The 19,061-nt window shown below is 50.5% G+C and carries 15 protein-coding genes, 1 tRNA gene and 3 pseudogenes; 6 read left to right on the plus strand and 13 right to left on the minus strand.

What is annotated here, in order from left to right:
- Positions 1–4 precede the first annotated feature (4 nt).
- From O3276_RS08915 to O3276_RS08925, 3 genes are all read right to left on the minus strand, one after another.
- Complete coding sequence (locus O3276_RS08915; RefSeq protein ID WP_269675325.1) at positions 5–1,255, minus strand: valine--pyruvate transaminase; 1,251 nt, start codon at positions 1,253–1,255, stop codon at positions 5–7.
- A gap of 124 nt (positions 1,256–1,379) precedes the next feature.
- Positions 1,380–2,387, minus strand: coding sequence for a P1 family peptidase (locus tag O3276_RS08920; protein WP_269675326.1), 1,008 nt, complete (start codon positions 2,385–2,387; stop codon positions 1,380–1,382).
- A 211-nt stretch (positions 2,388–2,598) separates the two neighbouring features.
- A tRNA-Glu gene (locus O3276_RS08925) sits at positions 2,599–2,674 on the minus strand.
- A 152-nt stretch (positions 2,675–2,826) separates the two neighbouring features.
- Between O3276_RS08925 and O3276_RS08930 the strand changes: the two genes are divergently transcribed.
- Both O3276_RS08930 and O3276_RS08935 read left to right on the plus strand, forming a co-directional pair.
- Positions 2,827–4,380: an ATP-binding protein gene (locus O3276_RS08930; RefSeq protein ID WP_269675327.1), complete on the plus strand. Its 1,554-nt coding sequence runs from the start codon at positions 2,827–2,829 to the stop codon at positions 4,378–4,380.
- Positions 4,381–4,648: 268 nt separating this feature from the next.
- The gene (locus tag O3276_RS08935) at positions 4,649–5,170 is read left to right on the plus strand and encodes a response regulator (RefSeq protein ID WP_269675328.1); all 522 of its coding nucleotides are present in this window, start codon (positions 4,649–4,651) and stop codon (positions 5,168–5,170) included.
- Here O3276_RS08935 and O3276_RS08940 read toward each other — a convergent pair whose 3' ends face one another.
- Positions 5,171–6,040: an MASE2 domain-containing protein gene (locus O3276_RS08940; RefSeq protein WP_269675329.1), complete on the minus strand. Its 870-nt coding sequence runs from the start codon at positions 6,038–6,040 to the stop codon at positions 5,171–5,173.
- A 110-nt stretch (positions 6,041–6,150) separates the two neighbouring features.
- On the opposite strand from O3276_RS08940, the gene O3276_RS08945 reads away from it, so the two are divergent.
- Positions 6,151–6,717, plus strand: a complete 567-nt coding sequence (locus O3276_RS08945; RefSeq protein WP_163369718.1) for a nitroreductase family protein — start codon at positions 6,151–6,153, stop codon at positions 6,715–6,717.
- 43 nt (positions 6,718–6,760) lie between these two features.
- Here the strand turns inward: O3276_RS08945 and O3276_RS08950 are convergent, their stop codons facing one another.
- From O3276_RS08950 to O3276_RS08990, 9 genes and pseudogenes are all read right to left on the minus strand, one after another.
- Entirely contained in the window at positions 6,761–7,933 is a 1,173-nt protein-coding gene (locus O3276_RS08950) for a hypothetical protein (protein ID WP_269675330.1), read from the minus strand.
- A gap of 99 nt (positions 7,934–8,032) precedes the next feature.
- The gene (locus O3276_RS08955; RefSeq protein ID WP_269675331.1) at positions 8,033–8,482 is read right to left on the minus strand and encodes a YcgN family cysteine cluster protein; all 450 of its coding nucleotides are present in this window, start codon (positions 8,480–8,482) and stop codon (positions 8,033–8,035) included.
- Complete coding sequence (locus tag O3276_RS08960; RefSeq protein WP_269675332.1) at positions 8,479–8,778, minus strand: YcgL domain-containing protein; 300 nt, start codon at positions 8,776–8,778, stop codon at positions 8,479–8,481. The genes O3276_RS08955 and O3276_RS08960 overlap by 4 nt, the downstream gene beginning before the upstream one ends.
- Positions 8,779–9,930 (minus strand): ribonuclease D, encoded by a 1,152-nt coding sequence (gene rnd, locus O3276_RS08965; RefSeq protein WP_269675333.1) that lies wholly within the window; start codon positions 9,928–9,930, stop codon positions 8,779–8,781.
- A 205-nt stretch (positions 9,931–10,135) separates the two neighbouring features.
- Positions 10,136–11,027 (minus strand): annotated as a pseudogene (gene htpX, locus O3276_RS08970) (protease HtpX).
- A 343-nt stretch (positions 11,028–11,370) separates the two neighbouring features.
- Positions 11,371–11,811, minus strand: a complete 441-nt coding sequence (locus O3276_RS08975) for a hypothetical protein (RefSeq protein ID WP_163369714.1) — start codon at positions 11,809–11,811, stop codon at positions 11,371–11,373.
- 27 nt (positions 11,812–11,838) lie between these two features.
- Complete coding sequence (locus O3276_RS08980) at positions 11,839–12,216, minus strand: hypothetical protein (RefSeq protein ID WP_269675334.1); 378 nt, start codon at positions 12,214–12,216, stop codon at positions 11,839–11,841.
- A gap of 141 nt (positions 12,217–12,357) precedes the next feature.
- Positions 12,358–14,712 carry a hypothetical protein gene (locus O3276_RS08985; RefSeq protein ID WP_269675335.1) on the minus strand — a complete coding sequence of 785 codons (2,355 nt, stop codon included), beginning with the start codon at positions 14,710–14,712 and terminating at the stop codon, positions 12,358–12,360.
- A gap of 448 nt (positions 14,713–15,160) precedes the next feature.
- Positions 15,161–16,376: pseudogene (locus O3276_RS08990) on the minus strand (pyridoxal phosphate-dependent aminotransferase).
- Between the two features lie 195 nt (positions 16,377–16,571).
- Here O3276_RS08990 and msrB point away from each other — a divergent pair.
- The 3 genes and pseudogenes from msrB (at position 16,572) to O3276_RS09000 (ending at position 18,986) form a co-directional block, all read left to right on the plus strand.
- Positions 16,572–16,961: a peptide-methionine (R)-S-oxide reductase MsrB gene (gene msrB / locus O3276_RS08995; protein WP_269675956.1), complete on the plus strand. Its 390-nt coding sequence runs from the start codon at positions 16,572–16,574 to the stop codon at positions 16,959–16,961.
- A gap of 102 nt (positions 16,962–17,063) precedes the next feature.
- Positions 17,064–17,264: pseudogene (locus tag O3276_RS25720) on the plus strand (RING finger domain-containing protein); the annotation flags it as partial.
- Positions 17,265–17,303: 39 nt separating this feature from the next.
- Positions 17,304–18,986 (plus strand): SEL1-like repeat protein, encoded by a 1,683-nt coding sequence (locus tag O3276_RS09000; protein WP_269675336.1) that lies wholly within the window; start codon positions 17,304–17,306, stop codon positions 18,984–18,986.
- Positions 18,987–19,061: the final 75 nt, after the last annotated feature.

Consider the following 19,061-nt stretch of genomic DNA (forward strand, 5'->3'; position numbering starts at 1 on the left):
GGATTTACCTGTAAAGTTTGTGTACTTCTTCCGCCAGAATAGTCAGCCCCTGCTCAACGTCCTGATGATCACGGGTATACGTCAGCCTGAGGCATTCATGCTTATGAGGCCAGTCGTCGTCTATACCCGGAAAGAAGTAATGCCCGGAAACCACCAGCACATTTCTTGCCTTCAGTCGTTCATACAGTTCCAGGCTGGAGACAGGCAAGCCTTCAAACCATAACCAGAGGAACATTGCCCCTTCCGGTTTATGAACATGCCAGGGAATATCACCCAGTTTCTCTTTGAGGCAGTTCACGGCAAACTGAGCCTTCTCCTGATAGTAAGGTCGAATCACATTCTCACAAAGAGCGTTAATGCTGTCATCCCGGATCATATCCAGTGCCAACAGGCTACCCGTACTGTTTGGTGCCAGATTCATAATGGCATTAATACCCGACAGCGCTCTAATAACCTGCTCATTGGCCACCACAATACCGGTTCTGACCGCCGGGAGCCCCAGTTTGGACAGGCTCAGGCAAAGAATGGAGTGTTCGTTCCAGCGAGGAGTCGCTTCGGTAAAGATCAACTTTGGAAACGGCGTGCCGTAGGCACCATCAATGATCATGGGAATATCATGTTGCAGGGCCAGACTGTCGAGCCGCTCAATTTCACTATCTGTCAGTACATTGCCGGTTGGATTGGTAGGGCGTGACACACAAATGGCACCAATACTGTCATCAATCACCAGCTCCTGAAAATCCACCCGGTATTTGAAGGTATGCTGATCCAGATGCTCAATTTCAGGCTTATTGGCCGCAAAAAAATCATCACTCAACCCGGCATCGGCATAACCGATGTATTCCGGTGCCAGCGGTAACTGAATGCGCTTGTGCCCGCCATCCCCATAACGTCCGGCAAACATATTGAACAGCATAAAAAAAGCGGCCTGGCTGCCATTAGACAAGGCAATATTGTTTGCCGTCAGCTGCCAGCCAAACTGACGGTTAAGAAAAGCCGCCATCTCACGGACGAAGTCTTTTTCTCCCTGGGGAGGATCATAGGTACCCACCAACCGGGTAAACTCCGCCTGACTCTCGGTAATTTGCCGCAGTCGCTGCCTGAATACGGCTTCCACTTCGGGGATATGGGCCGGATTACCGCCGCCCATCATAATCATATCTTTACCATCAGCAAGGGCATTACCCAGATCATCCATCAATGAAAGGATGCCGGAATGGCTGGTGAATTTTTCGCCAAAGGCAGAAAGCTTCATGCTTACCCCTTATTTATTCTGGTCATAGGATAGTAAAGGTGCTGTTATATAATGATGAACAGAAGCTGTCCACCATCCAGGATGGCTGACCGGATATAGAGCCAGACTTATTACCTGAAAAGGATTATTTTGCCCGTATATCGTGAATCGCCGGTAAGCCACCCGCTGATGTTGCTGCGTAAACGGCACGATATATCGCCTGTTGCACAGCCTCCGCCCCCACAACACCCAAAACATTGACATCAGCAGCCACTTCGCCGGTTGCTGCACTGAAAATGGTATCACCATCGTACATGGAATGTGCAGGGCGAATGGCACGCGACAAACCATCGTGCCCCATTTGTGCCATCTTTAAAGCCTGGGCTTTGGTTAATTTCCCGTTAGTCACCACCACGCCGATGGTGGTATTGGCCCCGGGCAGTGCTTGAACGGCCTGGTCATTCATTAAGAGATCCATACCAGAAACAAACTGCTGTCCATCTTCGCTCCTGGTGCCGGCAATAAGCTTCTCACCGGCAACAGCATCTCCCCAGGCATTGACAGCCACCACGGCACCGACAACCAACCCTCCTCTTAGCCTGATGGCGTAACAACCGATGCCACTTTTTGTCGCCCGGTCAAACCCGGCAACTTTACCGATTGACGCTCCGGTACCGGCACCAACATTACCTTCTTCAATGTCGCAGAGACTGGCCAACCTGGTGGCTTCATACCCCATTTGCTCACTGGGCCGGGCAGAGGCATCGCCGACCGACTGGTCAAATAGCACCGCACCGGTGACAACCGGAATCCTGATGAAGCCTGTGGGTAAACCAATGCCCTGCTCCTCCAGGTAACGACTGACCCCGTTCATACTTTCCAGACCCAGCGCACTGCCACCGCAAAGCACAATGGCATGGACAGAATCCACCAGGTTTTCAGGCCTTAACAACTCCGTCTCCCTGGTTCCGGGAGCGGCACCGCGCACATCCACACCCGCTGTCACGCCCCGGTCAAAGCGCAGCACCGTCACGCCAGTCAACCTTTCGAGATCTGATGCATGGCCAATGGCCAGACCGCTAATTGAAAAAAGCTCATGCCGCTGAGTAGTCATCTGCAGAACCTGCAACACGGATAATAAGTGGCTGGCCATCTGGAGTTGTTCACTCTTCTCCGCTTGACCGTTTTTTCATTCGGCAACCGGAAAGATAGTCAAACAGACCACAGCTTGCCCTGGTTTTGAAGTGCATTCCTCATCATTGGAATTGATGATCAGACCATGGATGATATCGTTGAAGACGATGAGCTAATAGATTACTTTGCGAAGGATGAGACAGATAAAAGAGGAGTTTCAGGCAGGAAATTGGCGTCCCCTAGGGGACTCGAACCCCTGTTACCGCCGTGAAAGGGCGGTGTCCTAGGCCACTAGACGAAGGGGACGCAAACCTTCGTGCATTGCTGCAGCGGATGCGTATACTAATCACCACCTGCCAAAGAGTCAACCCCTGTTTATTTTTTCTTCAATGGTTCTTGAAAAACAGCCATTTTAACGATTAGATGGGCCACTTATCGCCCGGGAAAGGCAGAGAAATATGAGGCTCAGGGACAGACTCTCTTATAAGCAAGTCAAATACACAGTCAGCGTTGCATTTATTCTGGGATTGATTTTCAGTGTCTTCCAGGTAACTCACGATTATAAGACTCAGGACAAGAGCATCGATAGTGCCATTCAGGCTTATCTGGACATCAGCAAGGCACCTGCATCACGTATCGCCTACAACCTGGATGAAGAGCTGGCCATAGAGCTGGTGAATGGACTCATTGAGTCACCGTTAATTCTCAGCGCAGCAATTATTGACACCGACAACCTGGTTCTGGCCAAAGCCGGAACCGCAAAAAATCCCGACGAACAGAGACAATTTACCGACCTCTTCTTTGGCACCGCAAGAACTTATCAGCAACAATTGTCAGTGCCTTACGACCTTGAAGAAGAGCTTGGCACTCTGACCATCACCGCTGACACGCGCCCTTCCGGTCAGGAGTTTCTGGATCGCTCTGTACTCACCCTGGTGTTTGGGCTGGTCCGGACCTTGCTGCTGGCGCTGGCTCTGCAGGGCATGTTTTATCTGATGCTGACCCAACCACTCTTGAAACTGGCCCGTCACGTAAAACAGGTTCGAACAGGCAGCAAACATAAAACACTGGCAATCTCCGGAGGCCATCAAAAGGATGAAATAGGGCTACTGACCAGTGCATTTAATGAGTTTCAGGATGATATTGAAAAGCAGCTATATCATCGCAATATTGCCGAAAATAAGCTTAGACAACATAGCCATGATCTTGAACTTCGCATTGCTGACAGGACACAGGAACTGCAGGAAAACAATAACGCGCTGTTCAAGGCCAATGCGGAACTTGAGAAAGCACGGCAGGCCGCACTTCGTTCAGCCAGAATTCGTGGAGAACAGCTTTCCTACCTGAGCCATGAGATTCGCACGCCACTGAATGGCATTTTAGGCATGCTGGAACTGACCATTAATGAAGAACTGACCGACAAACAATATGAGCGCCTTGATCTGGCTCGTCAGTCAGGTGTTCGACTGGTCCGACTGCTCAATAGCATGCTGGACCTGGCCAGGCTGGAGTCCGGTAAAGTTGCCATTGAACATACTCATTTCAATTTGCGTGAAATCATTGAAGAGTCGGTCGTGTTGTTGAGTCAGAAGACCTATGAAAAAAATATTCCACTGACCTGTGATATTGACCCAACGCTGCCAGCCACTCTGCTTGGCGATCCTACCCGCATCAGTCAGGTCATTAATAACCTTCTGGGTAATGCCATTAAATTCACCCATCAGGGTGAGATCAAACTATCACTGGATTCAAAACCGCTTGGCCAAAACCGTCTTGATGTGATCATTAACATTACCGATACCGGGATTGGCATCCCCAAAAAGGCCCTCGAAGCAATTTTCACCCCTTTTACCCAGGCCAGCAATGCAATCTATGACAGCTACGGGGGCTCCGGTATGGGGCTGGCATTGACCAAAGAGCTGGTGAAAGCAATGAATGGATCCATCAGTGTCATATCCCGGGAACAACAGGGCAGTACTTTTTCGATAAAACTGCCCCTTAACAAAACCTGAACAGATAACCAGTGCAGCCACCATTTCCCTGGAAAACCACCCGATATTACTGGCCTGTGAAGAATCCACACAGCAAATCTGTCACCGGTTACTCAGCTACTGGAATGTACCCTGTCGTATTGTTGAGCCTGACGACAGCGGTCTGGACATTGATTGCGACTCAACTGAATCGCTCATTATCACTGATCAACCATCCCTCGCCCTGAATATGGCTCAACACCATCCTCAATGTAAAACGATCTTTATCAGCTATGAACAGCCCAGTGAAATGCCTGATAATCTGTTATGGCTCTCACTGCCGGTGACTCAGCAAAAGCTCTATCAGAAGTGCGCAGAAGTCATTGGTATTAATAGCCCCGGCAACCGGTCACCAGAAAGCATCAATCACCCACCCCATGCAACGGACCATCAACAGCCAGCCTTCAGGAAGAAAAGGATCCTGGTAGTAGAAGACAATGCGATCAACCAGCTGGTGACTGAGGGTATGCTTGAACAGCTGGGGTACAATATAAACCTTGCCAACAACGGTCAGGATTGCATCACAGCTTGCACCACTGAAAAGTTTGACCTGATCCTGATGGACTGCAATATGCCCGTGATGGATGGCTACGCTGCAACAAAACAGCTGCGAAAAATGACGAATACCAGACAGACGCCCATCATCGCACTAACAGCAAACACACTGGAAGAGCACAAAGAACGATGCCGGGACGCAGGGATGAATGGTCACATTGCCAAACCTTTCAATAAAAAAGCGTTAGATACATTACTGAACCGATGGCTTGAGTAATTACTTTACCAGGGTCTGGACAATTGTTTTTCTCCCCGGCTTTGCCGGGCTCGACAGATCATCTTTCAGTAACTTCTGTGTTGCCTCATCTAACGTCTGAATGATCTTTTTACGCTCGAACTCATCAATACTGTTGGTATCCAGACTGAAGGAAAAGCCTTTGATATCGGAAAAGAAGACCGTCAGCTTTTTTCGCTGGCTCTCCAGTTTGGTATTGCGCTTGCCGGAAAAAATGGATTCCCATACCTGGGGAGAAAGGTATTTGGCCAGACTGCTGGCAAGCCTGCTGTAACGTTGCCGCTGTTGCTGGGCACTGCGCTGAATAGCCTGAAAATGCTGCTCTCTGAGCCTGAGGACATAGGCACAGTAGGATATGAAAATAAGCATGCCAAGCAGACTGATAAACACTGCATCCTGCCCGGCTGAAATGGTGAAATCAGGTTCAATAAAGTGATGAATAGATATGGCCGCTGCTGCCGGGGGAATGATGATCATCAGCCCCCTCAGCCCTTGAAGGTAAATCGCCCAGCCTGTCAGCAGCGCCACCAGCAGCATGCCACTGACCATTGGGAAACCGGCAAGGGTGATTAAGGCTCCAACATTCAAAGAATCCAGTAAAAGGGTAACCAGAGGCTTTTTGTTGTCCACTGTCTTTTGATTGCTGGCGCGAAATACCCCGTTGATCGCCAGGTTGGAAAGCCAGGGAAAAACCGCTAAATAAGCGACAGCGCCCAGGAAAACAGAAGGAAGGTACTGGTTGGCCAGCCCGTAAACCATCACCGAGGCGGCGAGCCAATAGGCCAGGACTCTTGGAGAGAGCCGGGAGGCACGACTCTGGGGCGGAGATACAGTATTCTTATTGGATTGCATTAAAATTGGTTCATAGCCAGACCTGATAATACCGTCAGCAATTTGCTGTGGGCAGGTCATTCTAACATGCAGGAACGCTCAAATCTGTAATTGGTGGGAGTGAGTTATTGATGAATGGTATAGAGCTTTTGCTGGAAAGGGTATCGACCCCCATCCTGGAGGAACCAGCACCCAGCGATCAGCAACTGGATGTCATGTTCCGGGCGGCCCTGCGAGCCCCTGACCATGGCCGTATTCGTCCCTGGCGATTTTTAAAAGTCAGTGGCCAGGCGCGGGAAGGACTGGGTGAGCTGATGGCGCAAGCAGTCCTTGAGGATCAGCCGGATCTTTCAGAGGATGCCTTGGCACGCTTCAGAGGGATGCCGCTCCGGGCCCCTATGCTGGTGCTGGCGATTTGCCCGGTTAAGCAGCATCCAAAGGTGCCGGAGATTGAACAGAAGATGTCTCTGGCGGCGGCAGTTCATTCTCTGCTGCTGGCGGCCCATGCCCAGGGGGTCGGGGCAATGTGGCGAACCGGGGAACTTTGTTACCACCCACGACTGGCAAAAGGGCTGGGTCTTGCCGACAACGAGCAGCTGATGGGTTTTATCTACCTTGGCAAGCCTGCTGGCGCTAAAAAGAAAGTGCCTGTATTGGATGTTAATGACTTTGTTTCTGAGTGGGTAACCAGTGCCTGATTGGGCAATAAAAAGTCCAGTTTTCAATGAAGTCTGACGTTGCTCAGGCACCTGCTGGACTGAGAAGCTGGCAGGCGGTGTTTTTTTTATAATTTTCATAAGCGGATATTATTCCGCACATCCCTCCTGCTGAGGTCAGAACCAGCAACAGTATCGGGCATGCGTACCCAGTGATAAAGGAAGCCGCTGAGGTTGTCATGGCGAACTTTGATAAGTGCGACAGGAAGTCCGCCAGCAGGGTTGCACTGGCACCGGAAAGAGACCCATAGATATAGGCTTTTCTGACACATTGGCAAAACGTTTCAGGTAACAGGTTCATGACTGGCCTGATGCATTTGTACGTACCATAACCCAGTATTCGCAGTACATTGTCAGGCTGTTGCCGATGCTCATGCAGATGCTTGCCACAGGAATAAAGACCATCAACGATGCCAATAGCCACCATGGCAGAGATAATACCGGCAGCGCCTTTTGCCTGACTTATATAGTCCAGTGCATCGGCAGAAATAGTGCCTGCCGCCCCGTTACATAATACTTTGGCGGCAAACTTTTTCAGTGTGTCATCATGCTGGACGACATATCGGGAATATACTTTTTGGGGATTGAGTGTTTGCAGGACTTCAGAAAAAATATCACTGGCAAAACCGTGCTCATTTAACTGACTGATGAGCGCAGAGTCACCTTCAATTGCACTAATGGTTTCGTTGGCTGTATTGCCTGCGTTCTCTTCTGCAAGCAGGAGCGGTGATTTATTGGTGCTGCCTTCGATGTCAATAATACAACAATCGTTTTTTTTACCGGGCTTTTGCAGTGCTGAAGGCTTCCCATACACGGGGGGCTCTCTATAAGCTGAGGGCTCTCTATAAGCTGAGGGCTCTCTATGCCCCAGAGTATCACCTTCCTGGCCTAACGTGGATTCGCTGTTATCTTTACGACAACATGATGCTGACAAGGTGTCATCTGCCACCTCAATAGCAAGCATAAGCGGTGGCTGTGCAGACTTGCCTTCTACCTGTCTGGCTGCAAGCCCACAGTTTTTCAGTGAATGTTCTGTGCCAGGGCTGGCGTTTTCAAAACTCTGCCTTTTCGGCTCATCAACCATGCTGATACAACGGCCTGACACGGTGGCAACAGTGCCACACCGGGCACGTACTGAGCTAAATGCCGGTGAGGTCATTATTGCTGTTGTTTGAGCATGGCTAACTGAGCAAAACATAAATAACATCCTGTCATTTGATCAAAATTTCAGGGAGGTTACCGGACTGAGTCATTGTATGGATGCTGGATGAAGGTCGTATTAAATGCTGTTGATTCTTCAGCCAATCATGTTGTGGGGAATGATATAGTCCTCAAGATCATCTTCTGCAATATCATTTTCTGAGTGTACCCATCCTTTTACCGAGATTCCGGCCTGATGGATAGATTCACAGGAGCCGGATACCAGTGGATGCCAGTCAAACAGCGGTTTCTTTTCGCTGATCAGCCGATAAGCGCAGGTTTCAGGCAGCCAGTGGAACAGCTCAACATCTTTCAGCGTCAGTACCGTACATTCCGGCACGATGTCTTTACGGTTCGGGTAGTTTTGGCATTGGCAGCTGCCGGTGTCCAGCAGTTTGCAGGCTACTGACGTGTAATAAACCGTATCCGTATCTTCATCTTCCAGTTTGTGCAGGCAGCAGCGACCACAGCGATCACAGAGGCTTTCCCACTCATCGGCGGTCATTTCTGCCAGGGTTTTGGTTTCCCAGAAAGGTTTTGCGGTCATGTCGGGTCGTTAAATGAAAGAAACTCATCGGGCAGTTTGATCAGGTAATCATCCTGCTCTTTGGGGGGCATTTGCAAATAGAAGCCATGATCCCAAATCCCCTTAAGGACACTGGCAGTCTCTACTCGCGCCAGCTTTTTCTCCGGCGTCAGCAACAGGTCAAAAACATGCACAGGTTTGCCAAAGGCTTGCAATAATGCCTCTGGCAGGGTCTTTTCCAATATGGCTCCCTTGTTCAGGTACAGGTACATCCCTTCCCTTTTCGGGCTTTTATAGATGGTCACCAGAGACTTCATTCAATGGCCTTTTTCCTGTTGACTTAATTGATTGAGCTGCTGAATCAGCGGGGTGCCGATGATATCACGACGCCAGCCCGTGAGGGTATCCGGGAGCATAAAACGGCCATGATCCAGCCAGCTGCGCAGCAGTGGCGTGGTTAGTTTGCCCGGCATCAGCAGCTCCATAGGCAACTGCAATTCAACAGCCAGTTGCGACATCAGTGTTTTGATCTGCTTACCCCAATCCCTGACATTTTTTGGCAGTGGCAGAGGCAGCTTTTCAGGCCTTTGTGCTTCCGGAACCTGACTGGCCGATCTGATAATATCCACTATCTGCTCGCCATGGTTGCGGATAATACTGGCACGCATTTCCGGTATTTCCCGCAGGGCATTCATGGCTTTAGGCTGAAACCTCGCCAGTGGCCAGAGGCTGCCTTTGGGGATAACCCGGTTGCGAGGAACATCCAGACTGCGGGAGGCAACTTCCCGAAAGTGGCAGAGTGCCTTTAGTACAGCCAATTGCTGGGGGCGCAGCTGCCAGCCCCGTTTTACCTCTTTCCAGGCATTTTCCGGGTCAAAAGGCAGCACATTCAACGTCATGGCCAGGCACTCATCCTCCAGCCAGGCCTTTTTCGGCGTTGGCACCAACAGCTGCTCCAGGTGCTGATAAATCTCCAGTAAATGGGCAACATCCAGGCTGGCATAGCGAATCTGGGCATCCGTCAATGGTCGCTGGCACCAGTCAGACCTTGTCTCATCCTTGGGCAGATCAATGTTCAATACTTGCCTGAGCAGGGCCTGATAACCAAGGGAAAATCCCAGGTTAGCAAACGCTGCAGCCAGCTGGGTATCAAACAGTGGTCTGGGAACGGTATCGGTTAACAGCTTGAACACTTCCAAGTCTTCACTGCAGGCGTGAAGGACTTTAACCACCGAGTTGTCGTCAAACAATCTGGCCAGTGGTTGCCACTGATCAATGGCCAGCGGATCGATCAGAAAAACATCCGCGCCTGTGCCCACCTGAATCAGCCCTGGCTGTGGGTAGAAAGTGTCGGTACGAATAAACTCAGTATCCAGAGCGATGGCATCAAGCCCGGACCATCGCTGGCAATAGTCTTCAAGTGACTGATTGTTATTGATCCAGACTGGCTCTGGCGACAAAAGTTGCATATCGAAAGGTTCTAACGAAAAACCCCATTATAAACAGTCAATAGCAGCTGTTGATAGACCGGAGCGGTTTTTCTCAGTCCTGTCTTTTCATCTGTCCGGCGCTGGTTGACATTTAAAGATCACAAACGGTTCGACGGAAAACCTTTTTTTGTTGTGCACTGAGTGGTTAAAAAAAGGCCGGGGATTACCGGCCTTAAGGGGGAACTTAATGGTGAGCGCGTAGCGCTTCAATGCGCTGGTCTAACGGCGGGTGACTGGTAAACAGGGCCGCCAGTCCACTGCGATCACCGCTGCGGATACCAAAGGCAGTCATGGTCGTAGGCATGGCACTCGGCGCTTCATACTCGGCACGCAGGCGTTCCAGTGCGGCAATCATATCTCTGCGGCTGGCCAGTTCGGCACCAGCTTCGTCTGCCCTGAATTCCCGCAGACGGGAGAACCACATAACGATGGCACTGGCCAGAAAACCAAGAATAATCTCGGCGATAAAGCTGGTTATGTAGAAGCCCATACCGACGCCACCTTCGTCTTCATCATCACGACGCAGGAAGGAATCAACGGCATAACCGATAATCCGGGCAAAGAACATGACAAAGGTGTTCACAACCCCCTGGATCAAGCTCAGGGTAACCATATCGCCGTTGGCAACGTGACCAATTTCGTGACCAATAACTGCACGGGCTTCATTCGGGCTGAAGCGGTCCAGCAGCCCTTCACTAACCGCAACCAGCGCGGCATTTTTGTTCCATCCGGTGGCAAAGGCATTGGCTTCCGGGGAAGGGAAGATACCCACTTCCGGCATGCCGATGCCGGCCTTTTCAGAAGAGTTCCCTGACCGTCTCAACCAGCCACTGCTCCCGGGCTGTTTGCGGTTGTTCAATAATCTGCGTCCCTGTGCTCATTTTGGCCATGGTTTTGGAGAGTAGCAGGGAGACAAAAGAGCCGGCAAAACCGAATACGGCACAGAATACCAGCAGGGAACCCATATTCAGCCCCTGGTGGCTCAGATAACTGCCGACGCCGAGAATATTCAGTGTGATACTGGCCAGCAACAGGACTGCCATGTTTGTGGCCAGAAACAACAGGATTCTCTTCATGAGTTAAGGTGACCTCATCGTCATCATTGTCATTAAACAGCAAAGTAGCTGGCCATATGGAATCATATATTTCTGGCTACTTGGGCAGGTGCTATGCGAGGCACAACGGAGGGAGCATAGCCGTAGCTATGTGACCGGAGTTGTAACGAAGCACGACTGCATGGATGCAGGAGCTAGAGCAACGCAGGAGCAGTTGCCGAGAGTGCCTGAACAAGGAGTCAGAAATATATGATTTCATATGGTTAGCTACTTATATAAAGGCGACTATTTATCCTTTCAAGAGCGTCTATAAAATGCGCTTTATTTTTACATGGTACTGACAGAAAAAGGGCCCCCATTCTGCTCACTGTTCAGTAAAAAATTGCAGCGCAGCCCTGGCAATCGCTTCACTGCCTTTATTGTTAAGGGCCTGTCGGCAATGCCAAGCCATTGTCGCCTGTTTCCGGGCAACAGACGGCGGCAGGTCGTTCTTTTTATTATCCGGATTATCCGGGGCAGTGGTGGGCAGACTTAAGCGTAAAAAGCTTTTTTCCGTGAGTACCACCTGATCCAGCGCGTCTTGCCGGATCGTATCCTGATAACGAATATAGCCTTCTGAAGCCAGCCAGAGCATAGCATCAAAACAGGCTTTGTGGCGCCGGTTAGGTATGCCGTACTCGTCGGTGCCGGCGTTGGTAATCAGATCGTCAACGTAAAGTGTTGTCAGGCGGGGGAAGCTATTATAAAGCTGAACCAGCGTTTTTACGCAGTCCTGGTAAAATTCGTCAATGTGTATGTCGTTCATAGATCATCCATAAAAACGCTGACACTTTCAGAGGTTAATGTCCAAGTCAACAGCAGCTTTTCCATTAACATAATTCGCAATTACATAATCAGATACAGTCGTCTTCCCGGTAATGTCTTCGAAGGTCTGAGCCATCCTTCCCAAAGCTGCTCCGACCACTACTACTGCGGGTATGACAACAGGGGCTCTCGTCGACATGGATCGGATGAATGGTTGGCCGGTTGCTTTCGCCATCTGTTTCGCGATGTAAACGGTATTTCTTTCTAAAACAAAAGTCCCTACGCCAACCTTCAATCCTAAGTATGCCCCAACTTTGGTTAATGTGTCCGTCTCAAATTTAGTGCCACGGCAGGTGATACACGCAAGCTGTGCAAGCTTCTTACTGGTTTCAGTTGTGCCTTTCACGAGCAATGAGTCCTGTGAATTTTATATTTACTGCGTCATAATCCGGGGAAATTATAGAGTAAATCTCTGCCTGTTGTTTGTGCGAGATTCAAGGCTCTTGACAATTGCCGGTTACACCTTTTTTTGCTGGCAACAGCGTTATTAACGTCCTTGGCTCCAGCGCTGCTGCTGATTTTTTCGCATCAGGTCATGGCGGCTATCCTGGCCTGCTTCAGAAACCGGTTTTTGATAGTCCGGCTGAAGCCGGGTCTTCGCTTCAAAGAAAAATCGGGCGCTGTCTGAGTGTTGCTTCTGCCTCGGAAATATTTCGGCCAGAAAGCCATGGATATGCCCGGCCGTACTGCCCAGGGCGCAGCGCATAAAAAATTCCATCTCTTTTTTTGCCTCGGGATCTTTCAGAAGCTGCAACCATTGGACGACGGTTTCGACCAGTTCCTGGTCCGATACCTGCTCAGGCAATGGGCTGTTCCTGCGCATGGCAAGGCAGACGGATTGCTTCAGAGATTGCCAGGATATATCCAGCAACTCGCCTTTTTCTCTGTCCGTCAGGCCAACTGCCCCGTACTCACCGTTAACATAGCGCATAATGGTCCAGGACAACTCCAGTGTCAGGCGATAAATGCCAATGGTACCCTTTCGGGTCGGATCGGCAAGGACTCTCTGGTAGCAGGACAGCTCGCTGATGATATCACCATGGGCCCGGTGGGCATTGACCTCCGTGAGCAATTGCCGAATGCCACAGTTCCAGTGATCTTTGCGCATGGTTTCCGTTGCTGACAGCGTTTTTCCATAAGGCCCCATCACCTGGTATGAGTCATCCGGTAGCAGCGGTTCTGGTCGGTTACGGCCCTGCCAGATTCTGATCCCGGCCTTCAGTTTTTTGCACAGTTCCTTTACCAGGGTTTTCCGGCTCTGGGGCAGTGCTGGCATGACAACATCTGCCTCTGTGTTGAGAGTATCCGGCTCTTCGGGAGGGTCTTCGACGATTCCGGTGCTTGCCGGTGTCACCGACTCAGTCACAGTTGGCGCATACTGCGACAACAGTGCTGCCAACTCCCCCCGTAGTTGCTGAAGCAAGGTATGCTCGTGCTGCGTCCAGAAGGCCTGGGGATGACTAATCAGATTGTCGGCCTGTGCTTTCATGGTCTTCAGCTGTTCAAAGCTTAACCCGGCATGTTCTGTATCCAGCGGCTGACTGCGCAGCTTTATGCGCAGTATTTCCAGTTGCAGGCGGACATCAGGCTGCTTCTGCCCGGGCATCCGCCGACAACCGCTCTCCGCCTGGATAATGGCTTCATAGGCACGATGGTGTTCACCCTGTTTGTTCAGGATAAATGCCTTGAGCCACAGCACCGGGTAGTAGTCAGGGTCTGTGACTTCGGGTATCTGCCCATGGTTGCCTGTGAGCAGGGCATCCAGCATCATTTGGGCCTGGGGATGATATTGCGCCAGCCGTTGTGAAAGTCTTTCACGCCGTTGATCCGATAACGCTTCGGACGGACAATGGGCCAGGGCGTACAACAGCGCAAACCAGTTATGGTCAACCTGATCAACGACCAGTGTGAGGATAAACTCAATATACAGGTCGCCCTCAGGAAAATAAGGTCGGAGCGCATTCAACTGGTTCACAAACTTGTCTTTTATGCGCAATTCCATTTGGTGCGGTTCGCCATCCTTTGCCTTTGAATCAATGAGTTTGTTCAGATGGTCCAACTGCGCGATACATGCTTTAATGACATGACCAGCAAATATCTCTTTACCAGTAAACGACGTTTTTGGATCAAGGAGACCTTTCTTGTTAAGCTGATTAAGGACTGCCAGTAAATGCATTGAATTATCCTGGCCAGCAGTGGCTTTACCAAACACTGCCATGATTGTCTTTACTGTGAACAACACATCTGAATCAAGTTCCTGGTCCTGGTCGAGAATCTTTGATAGCGACCTGGCAAATAACTCACACCATTTTGAGAATAGATTCTTTTCGGATTGTTCTTTTTTTTTCAGTGACTTCGCTGCCGGATCAACAAAAGACAAAAAACATTGATGAGTTCTTTCCATAATAAGGGCAGTTTCGGTCTTATCTCCCTGATCGACCAGCTCCAGTAAATTTTTGACATTATCATCAGTCGAATTATTGCTGACTGTTTCGTCATCATCATCGCTATCCTTCGACACACTGTACAATTCTTTAGCAATCTGACGGGATATATCATTAGTAATTTCATTTACTTTTTTATAAAATCTTCCCTGGAATTTCTTATAAAAATCTGATGCTTTCATCAGGCGTTCAGCAGTTGCCGGATTTGTACAAGTCGTCATTGCCTTGACGCACTCCTGGTGCAAATCGTTACACTTGTTAATACGTTTTGACAGTTGTTCCGTGTCAATATGGTACGGTAACTCACCCTGCTCCGGTGAAGCGTCTGGATTATATGTGCGAAAATTTTGTTTCAGGAAGTTACTCAGTGCAACCACTTCAGCAATCATGCTTTTCAAAATAAGCTGCTGCTTTTGGTCAGGTGCTGTCTGGTCAGATGCTGTCTGCTCAGGTGTTGTCGACTGAACTTGCCGTCTGCCTAATTTCCCGGTTTTACTTGATGATGCCCCGTTTTTTTTGCATTTATTATGGGGTGGATTCACAGAGGATACTGTATTCAATCTGTTTGAAGGCAATTTATCCATAATGAAAATCCCATTTTAATTACTTTTTTCTCTTCCCTGACATGCTCCGATGTTAAGTAGAACACTGGTGTTATATTTCATAGACAAGAATAAAGAATAAAAGTTCAATCCCATCACAAACCCATCATTCTTTTCCCTGTCTCGAATGCCCGGATAACTTCTTCATCCAAACCAACGGTTGATACTGAAAATTTTGCAGAAATACCAGGGCGGTAGAATCTATGGGAGCCACCCCGGCATAGCCGGGGGTTAACGGTGTTAATTACTGCCGGTACCGACTGAGGAACCGTTCAAGTTTGGTCATTACGGTTTCCAGGTCTTCTGTCCTGGGGAGCGAAATGATGCGCAGATGGTCAGGCTCAGGCCAGTTGAAGGCTGTGCCCTGGACCAGCAGTACTTTTTCCTGAAGGAGAAAATCCAGTACCAGTTGTTCATCATCATGGATCTTGTGATGTTCAGGGTCGAGCCTGGGGAACAGGTAGAGGGCACCTTTGGGCTTGGTACAGCTGACACCCGGGATCTGGTCCAGCATTTCCCAGGCCCGGTTACGCTGCTCAAGCAGTCTGCCGCCGGGCAATATCAGGTCATTAATACTCTGGTAACCACCCAATGCGGTCTGAATGGCGTGTTGTGCAGGTACGTTGGCACAGAGGCGCATTGAGGCCAGCATTTCCAAGCCTTCAAGGTAGCTTCTGGCATTTTGCTTCGGGCCGGACACCACCAGCCAGCCCGCCCGAAAGCCGGCAACCCGGTAAGATTTGGACAGGCCGTTAAAACTGATACAAAGCACGTCGTCTGCCAGCGAGGCCAGGGCCGTGTGCTCAACCCCGTCATAGAGGATTTTATCGTATATTTCGTCAGCGAAGATGATCAGATCGTGCTCTCTGGCCAGCTGTACGATCTCTTTCAGAAGGTCGTCCGGATAAACCGCACCAGTCGGGTTGTTTGGATTGATAACCACAATCCCCCGGGTTTTGGCGGTAATTTTACTGCGAATATCATCAATATCCGGACACCAGTCTGACTGTTCATCCTTACGATAATGAACGGCACGACCACCGGACAGATGCACAGCGGCAGTCCACAAGGGGTAGTCCGGAGCCGGGATCAGCATCTCATCGCCATTGTTCAGCAATGCCTGCATGGTCATCACCACCAGCTCACTGACACCGTTACCGATAATAATGTCTTCAACAGAAATGGGCGGGAAGTTCTTCTGTTGACAGTACTGCATAATGGCCTTGCGGGCTGAAAACAGGCCTTTGGAATCACAGTAGCCCTGCGACAACGGCAAATTACGGATCACATCCTGGGTGATTTCATCGGGGGCATCAAAGCCAAACGCCGCGGGATTGCCCGTGTTCAATTTAATGACACGATGTCCCTCTTCTTCCAGCCGCCTGGCTTCACGAAGAACGGGGCCGCGAAATGTCGTAACAGACATTGTCGAGTTTGGTGGATTTTTCAATATCCTTCATGGATGTCTTACCGATGGTTTCAGGTTCTTTGGGCTTGCCGTGTGGCATTATGAATTGATCTTGCAAGAGTTGCACTAGTGTAGATAGTTTTTAACCGGGCGGTTATCCTTATCGGCGCTATTCTCGGACAGTCTCCCAGGAGGCTCAGGAAAGTCTCTGTTGGCTGATGAAAGTGGAATAAGAGGGCAGTATTTGATGACCGAAAAAAAATCAGATGAACAGTGGCGGGCAACGCTTACCGATGAACAGTACTATGTGTGCCGTGAAAAGGGGACTGAGCAGCCTTTTACCGGCGAATATAACTTCTTTGAGAAAGATGGTGTTTTTCACTGTGTCTGCTGCCAGCAAGAGCTGTTTGACTCATCGGTGAAATTTGATGCCGGGTGTGGTTGGCCCAGTTTCTACCAAACCATCGACAGCGATGCGATCACCATGCAGGAAGACAACAGCCTTGGCATGGAGCGCACTGAAGTCCTTTGTTCTAATTGCGGTGCTCACCTGGGCCACGTATTTCCGGACGGGCCGGAACCTACCGGTCTGCGATATTGTATCAACTCGGTGGCGATGAAGTTTAAAGACCGGTAGTCCTGCTGGCTACTCATGAAATATATCTGGAAATAATTTCGGCACTCTTTCGTATGGAACTTTTTCACGGAACTTCTGGTTGATAGACAAGTCTGACAGGTTATGAACAGTGTCAGCCAATCTTGTGCAATCTGCTGGGATGAAATCAAGGAAAGTCCTGGTACAAGGTACTCTCGAACTGCAGCGGCCCTGGCCCGGAAGATCCGAATCAAAGACACGACTACGGTCGTAAGGCTACAGCCGTGCACTCACGAATACCACCACGCATGTATAAGCGACTGGGTGAAAATAAACCCACGGTGTCCAATTGACCGCCGCTTGATAACTGGCAGTACTCCCTCAATGACCTGGCCCGTAAATCTGCGGAAGGAGCTGTTCAAGGCAATTGAGGGTAACCGGATCAGGGATGTAGAGGATATTCTGGCAACCGGATTCAACCCCGGTCAGCGCTCGTTCCTGGATAGGAAAAACCCGCTAACCCTGTCGTTAAAGCAACAACGTTGGGAAATACCGGCACTGCTGATCAGAGCGGGATTGACCACCAACAATAAAGTAGCGCAAAACAACCTGGGCTTGATGTACCTGTACGGTCTGGGGGTGGAGCAGAACCACGCCGAGGCCCTGACCTGGTTCTACAAGGCCGCCGACCGCGGGAATGCCAAATCACAAAACAACCTGGGCTTGATGTATCTGGATGGTCTTTGGGTTGAGCAGAACTACGCCGAGGCCGTGAACTGGTTCCACAAGGCCGCCAAGCGTGGGGACCCCGACGCACAAAACAACCTGGGCTCTATGTACTTAAAAGGCCTGGGAGTGGAGCAGAACCACGCCAGGGCTTTCACCTGGTTCCAGAAGGCCGCCTGCCAGGGATACAGTTCCGCGCAAAACAACCTGGGCTGGATGTATGCAAAGGGCCTGGGGGTAAGAAAGAACTATGCCGAAGCCCTGACCTGGTTTTGTAAGAGTCTCAAACAGGGGAGTGCCGTCGCACACAACAATCTGAGCTGGATCATCGGGGAGTTACCTCGGGAGACGGAGCAAAACTGCATCGAGGCCTTTATCTGGTTCCGCAAGGCCGCCAAGAAGGGAGACGCCATCACGCAAAACATCCTGGGCTGGATGTACTTTAAGGGGCTGGGGGTGGAGCAAAACTACGGTGAGGCTCTGATCTGGTTCCGCAAGGCCGCTGACCAGGGACTCGCTGCCGCACAAGGCAACCTGGCCAGACTGTATTGTCTGGGTCTGGGGACGGAGCAGAACCACACCGAAGCCCTGACCTGGTACGACAAGGCTGCCAACCAGGGAGACACCGCATCGCAATATCAGCTCGCCTGGATGCACTTTAATGGGCTGGGGACGGAGCAGAACTGCGCCAAAGCCCTGACCTGGCTCGGCAAGGCTGCCGATCAGGGACACGCCGATGCACAATATCTGCTGGGCTGTATGCTCCAGAACGGTCTGGGGACGGAACAGAACGACGTCGAGGCCTTGATCTGGTTCCGCAAGTCTGCCGACCAGGGAAACGCCGCTGCACAGTATCAGCTGGGCCGGATGTTTCTGAAGGGGCTGGGAACAGAGCAGAATTATGCCGAAGCCCTGATCTGGTCCCGCAAGGCCGCCGACCAGGGCGACGCCGGTGCACAACACAATCTGGGTTGGATGCACCAATACGGTCTGGGGGTGGAGCAGAGCTATGCCGAGGCCATGGCCTGGTACCGCAAGTCTGCTGATCAGGAACATGCCGCTGCACAAAACAACCTGGGCTATTTGTACCTGATGGGTCTGGGGGTGGAGCAGAACTACGCCGAAGCGCTGTTCTGGTTTTGCAAGTCTGCCGACCAGGGCGTTGCCGCTGCACAATATCAGCTGGCCTATATGCACCTGAAAGGTCTGGGGACGGAGCAGAACTACACCGTGGCCCTGACCTGGCTGGAGAAGGCCGCCAGGCAGGGGCACATCCCTGCACAAAAAAATCTGGACCGGCTGCATCGCAACAATCCGGGGGTGGAGCAATCAAGCTGCTGACAGCGAACTTTACCCATAACCTTATGTCCAACTCCCATTTTCCACTATTTACATGGCGTAGTTTCATCCATGGGT

The organism is Endozoicomonas sp. GU-1 (assembly GCF_027366395.1).
In the GTDB taxonomy this organism is placed as follows: domain Bacteria; phylum Pseudomonadota; class Gammaproteobacteria; order Pseudomonadales; family Endozoicomonadaceae; genus Endozoicomonas.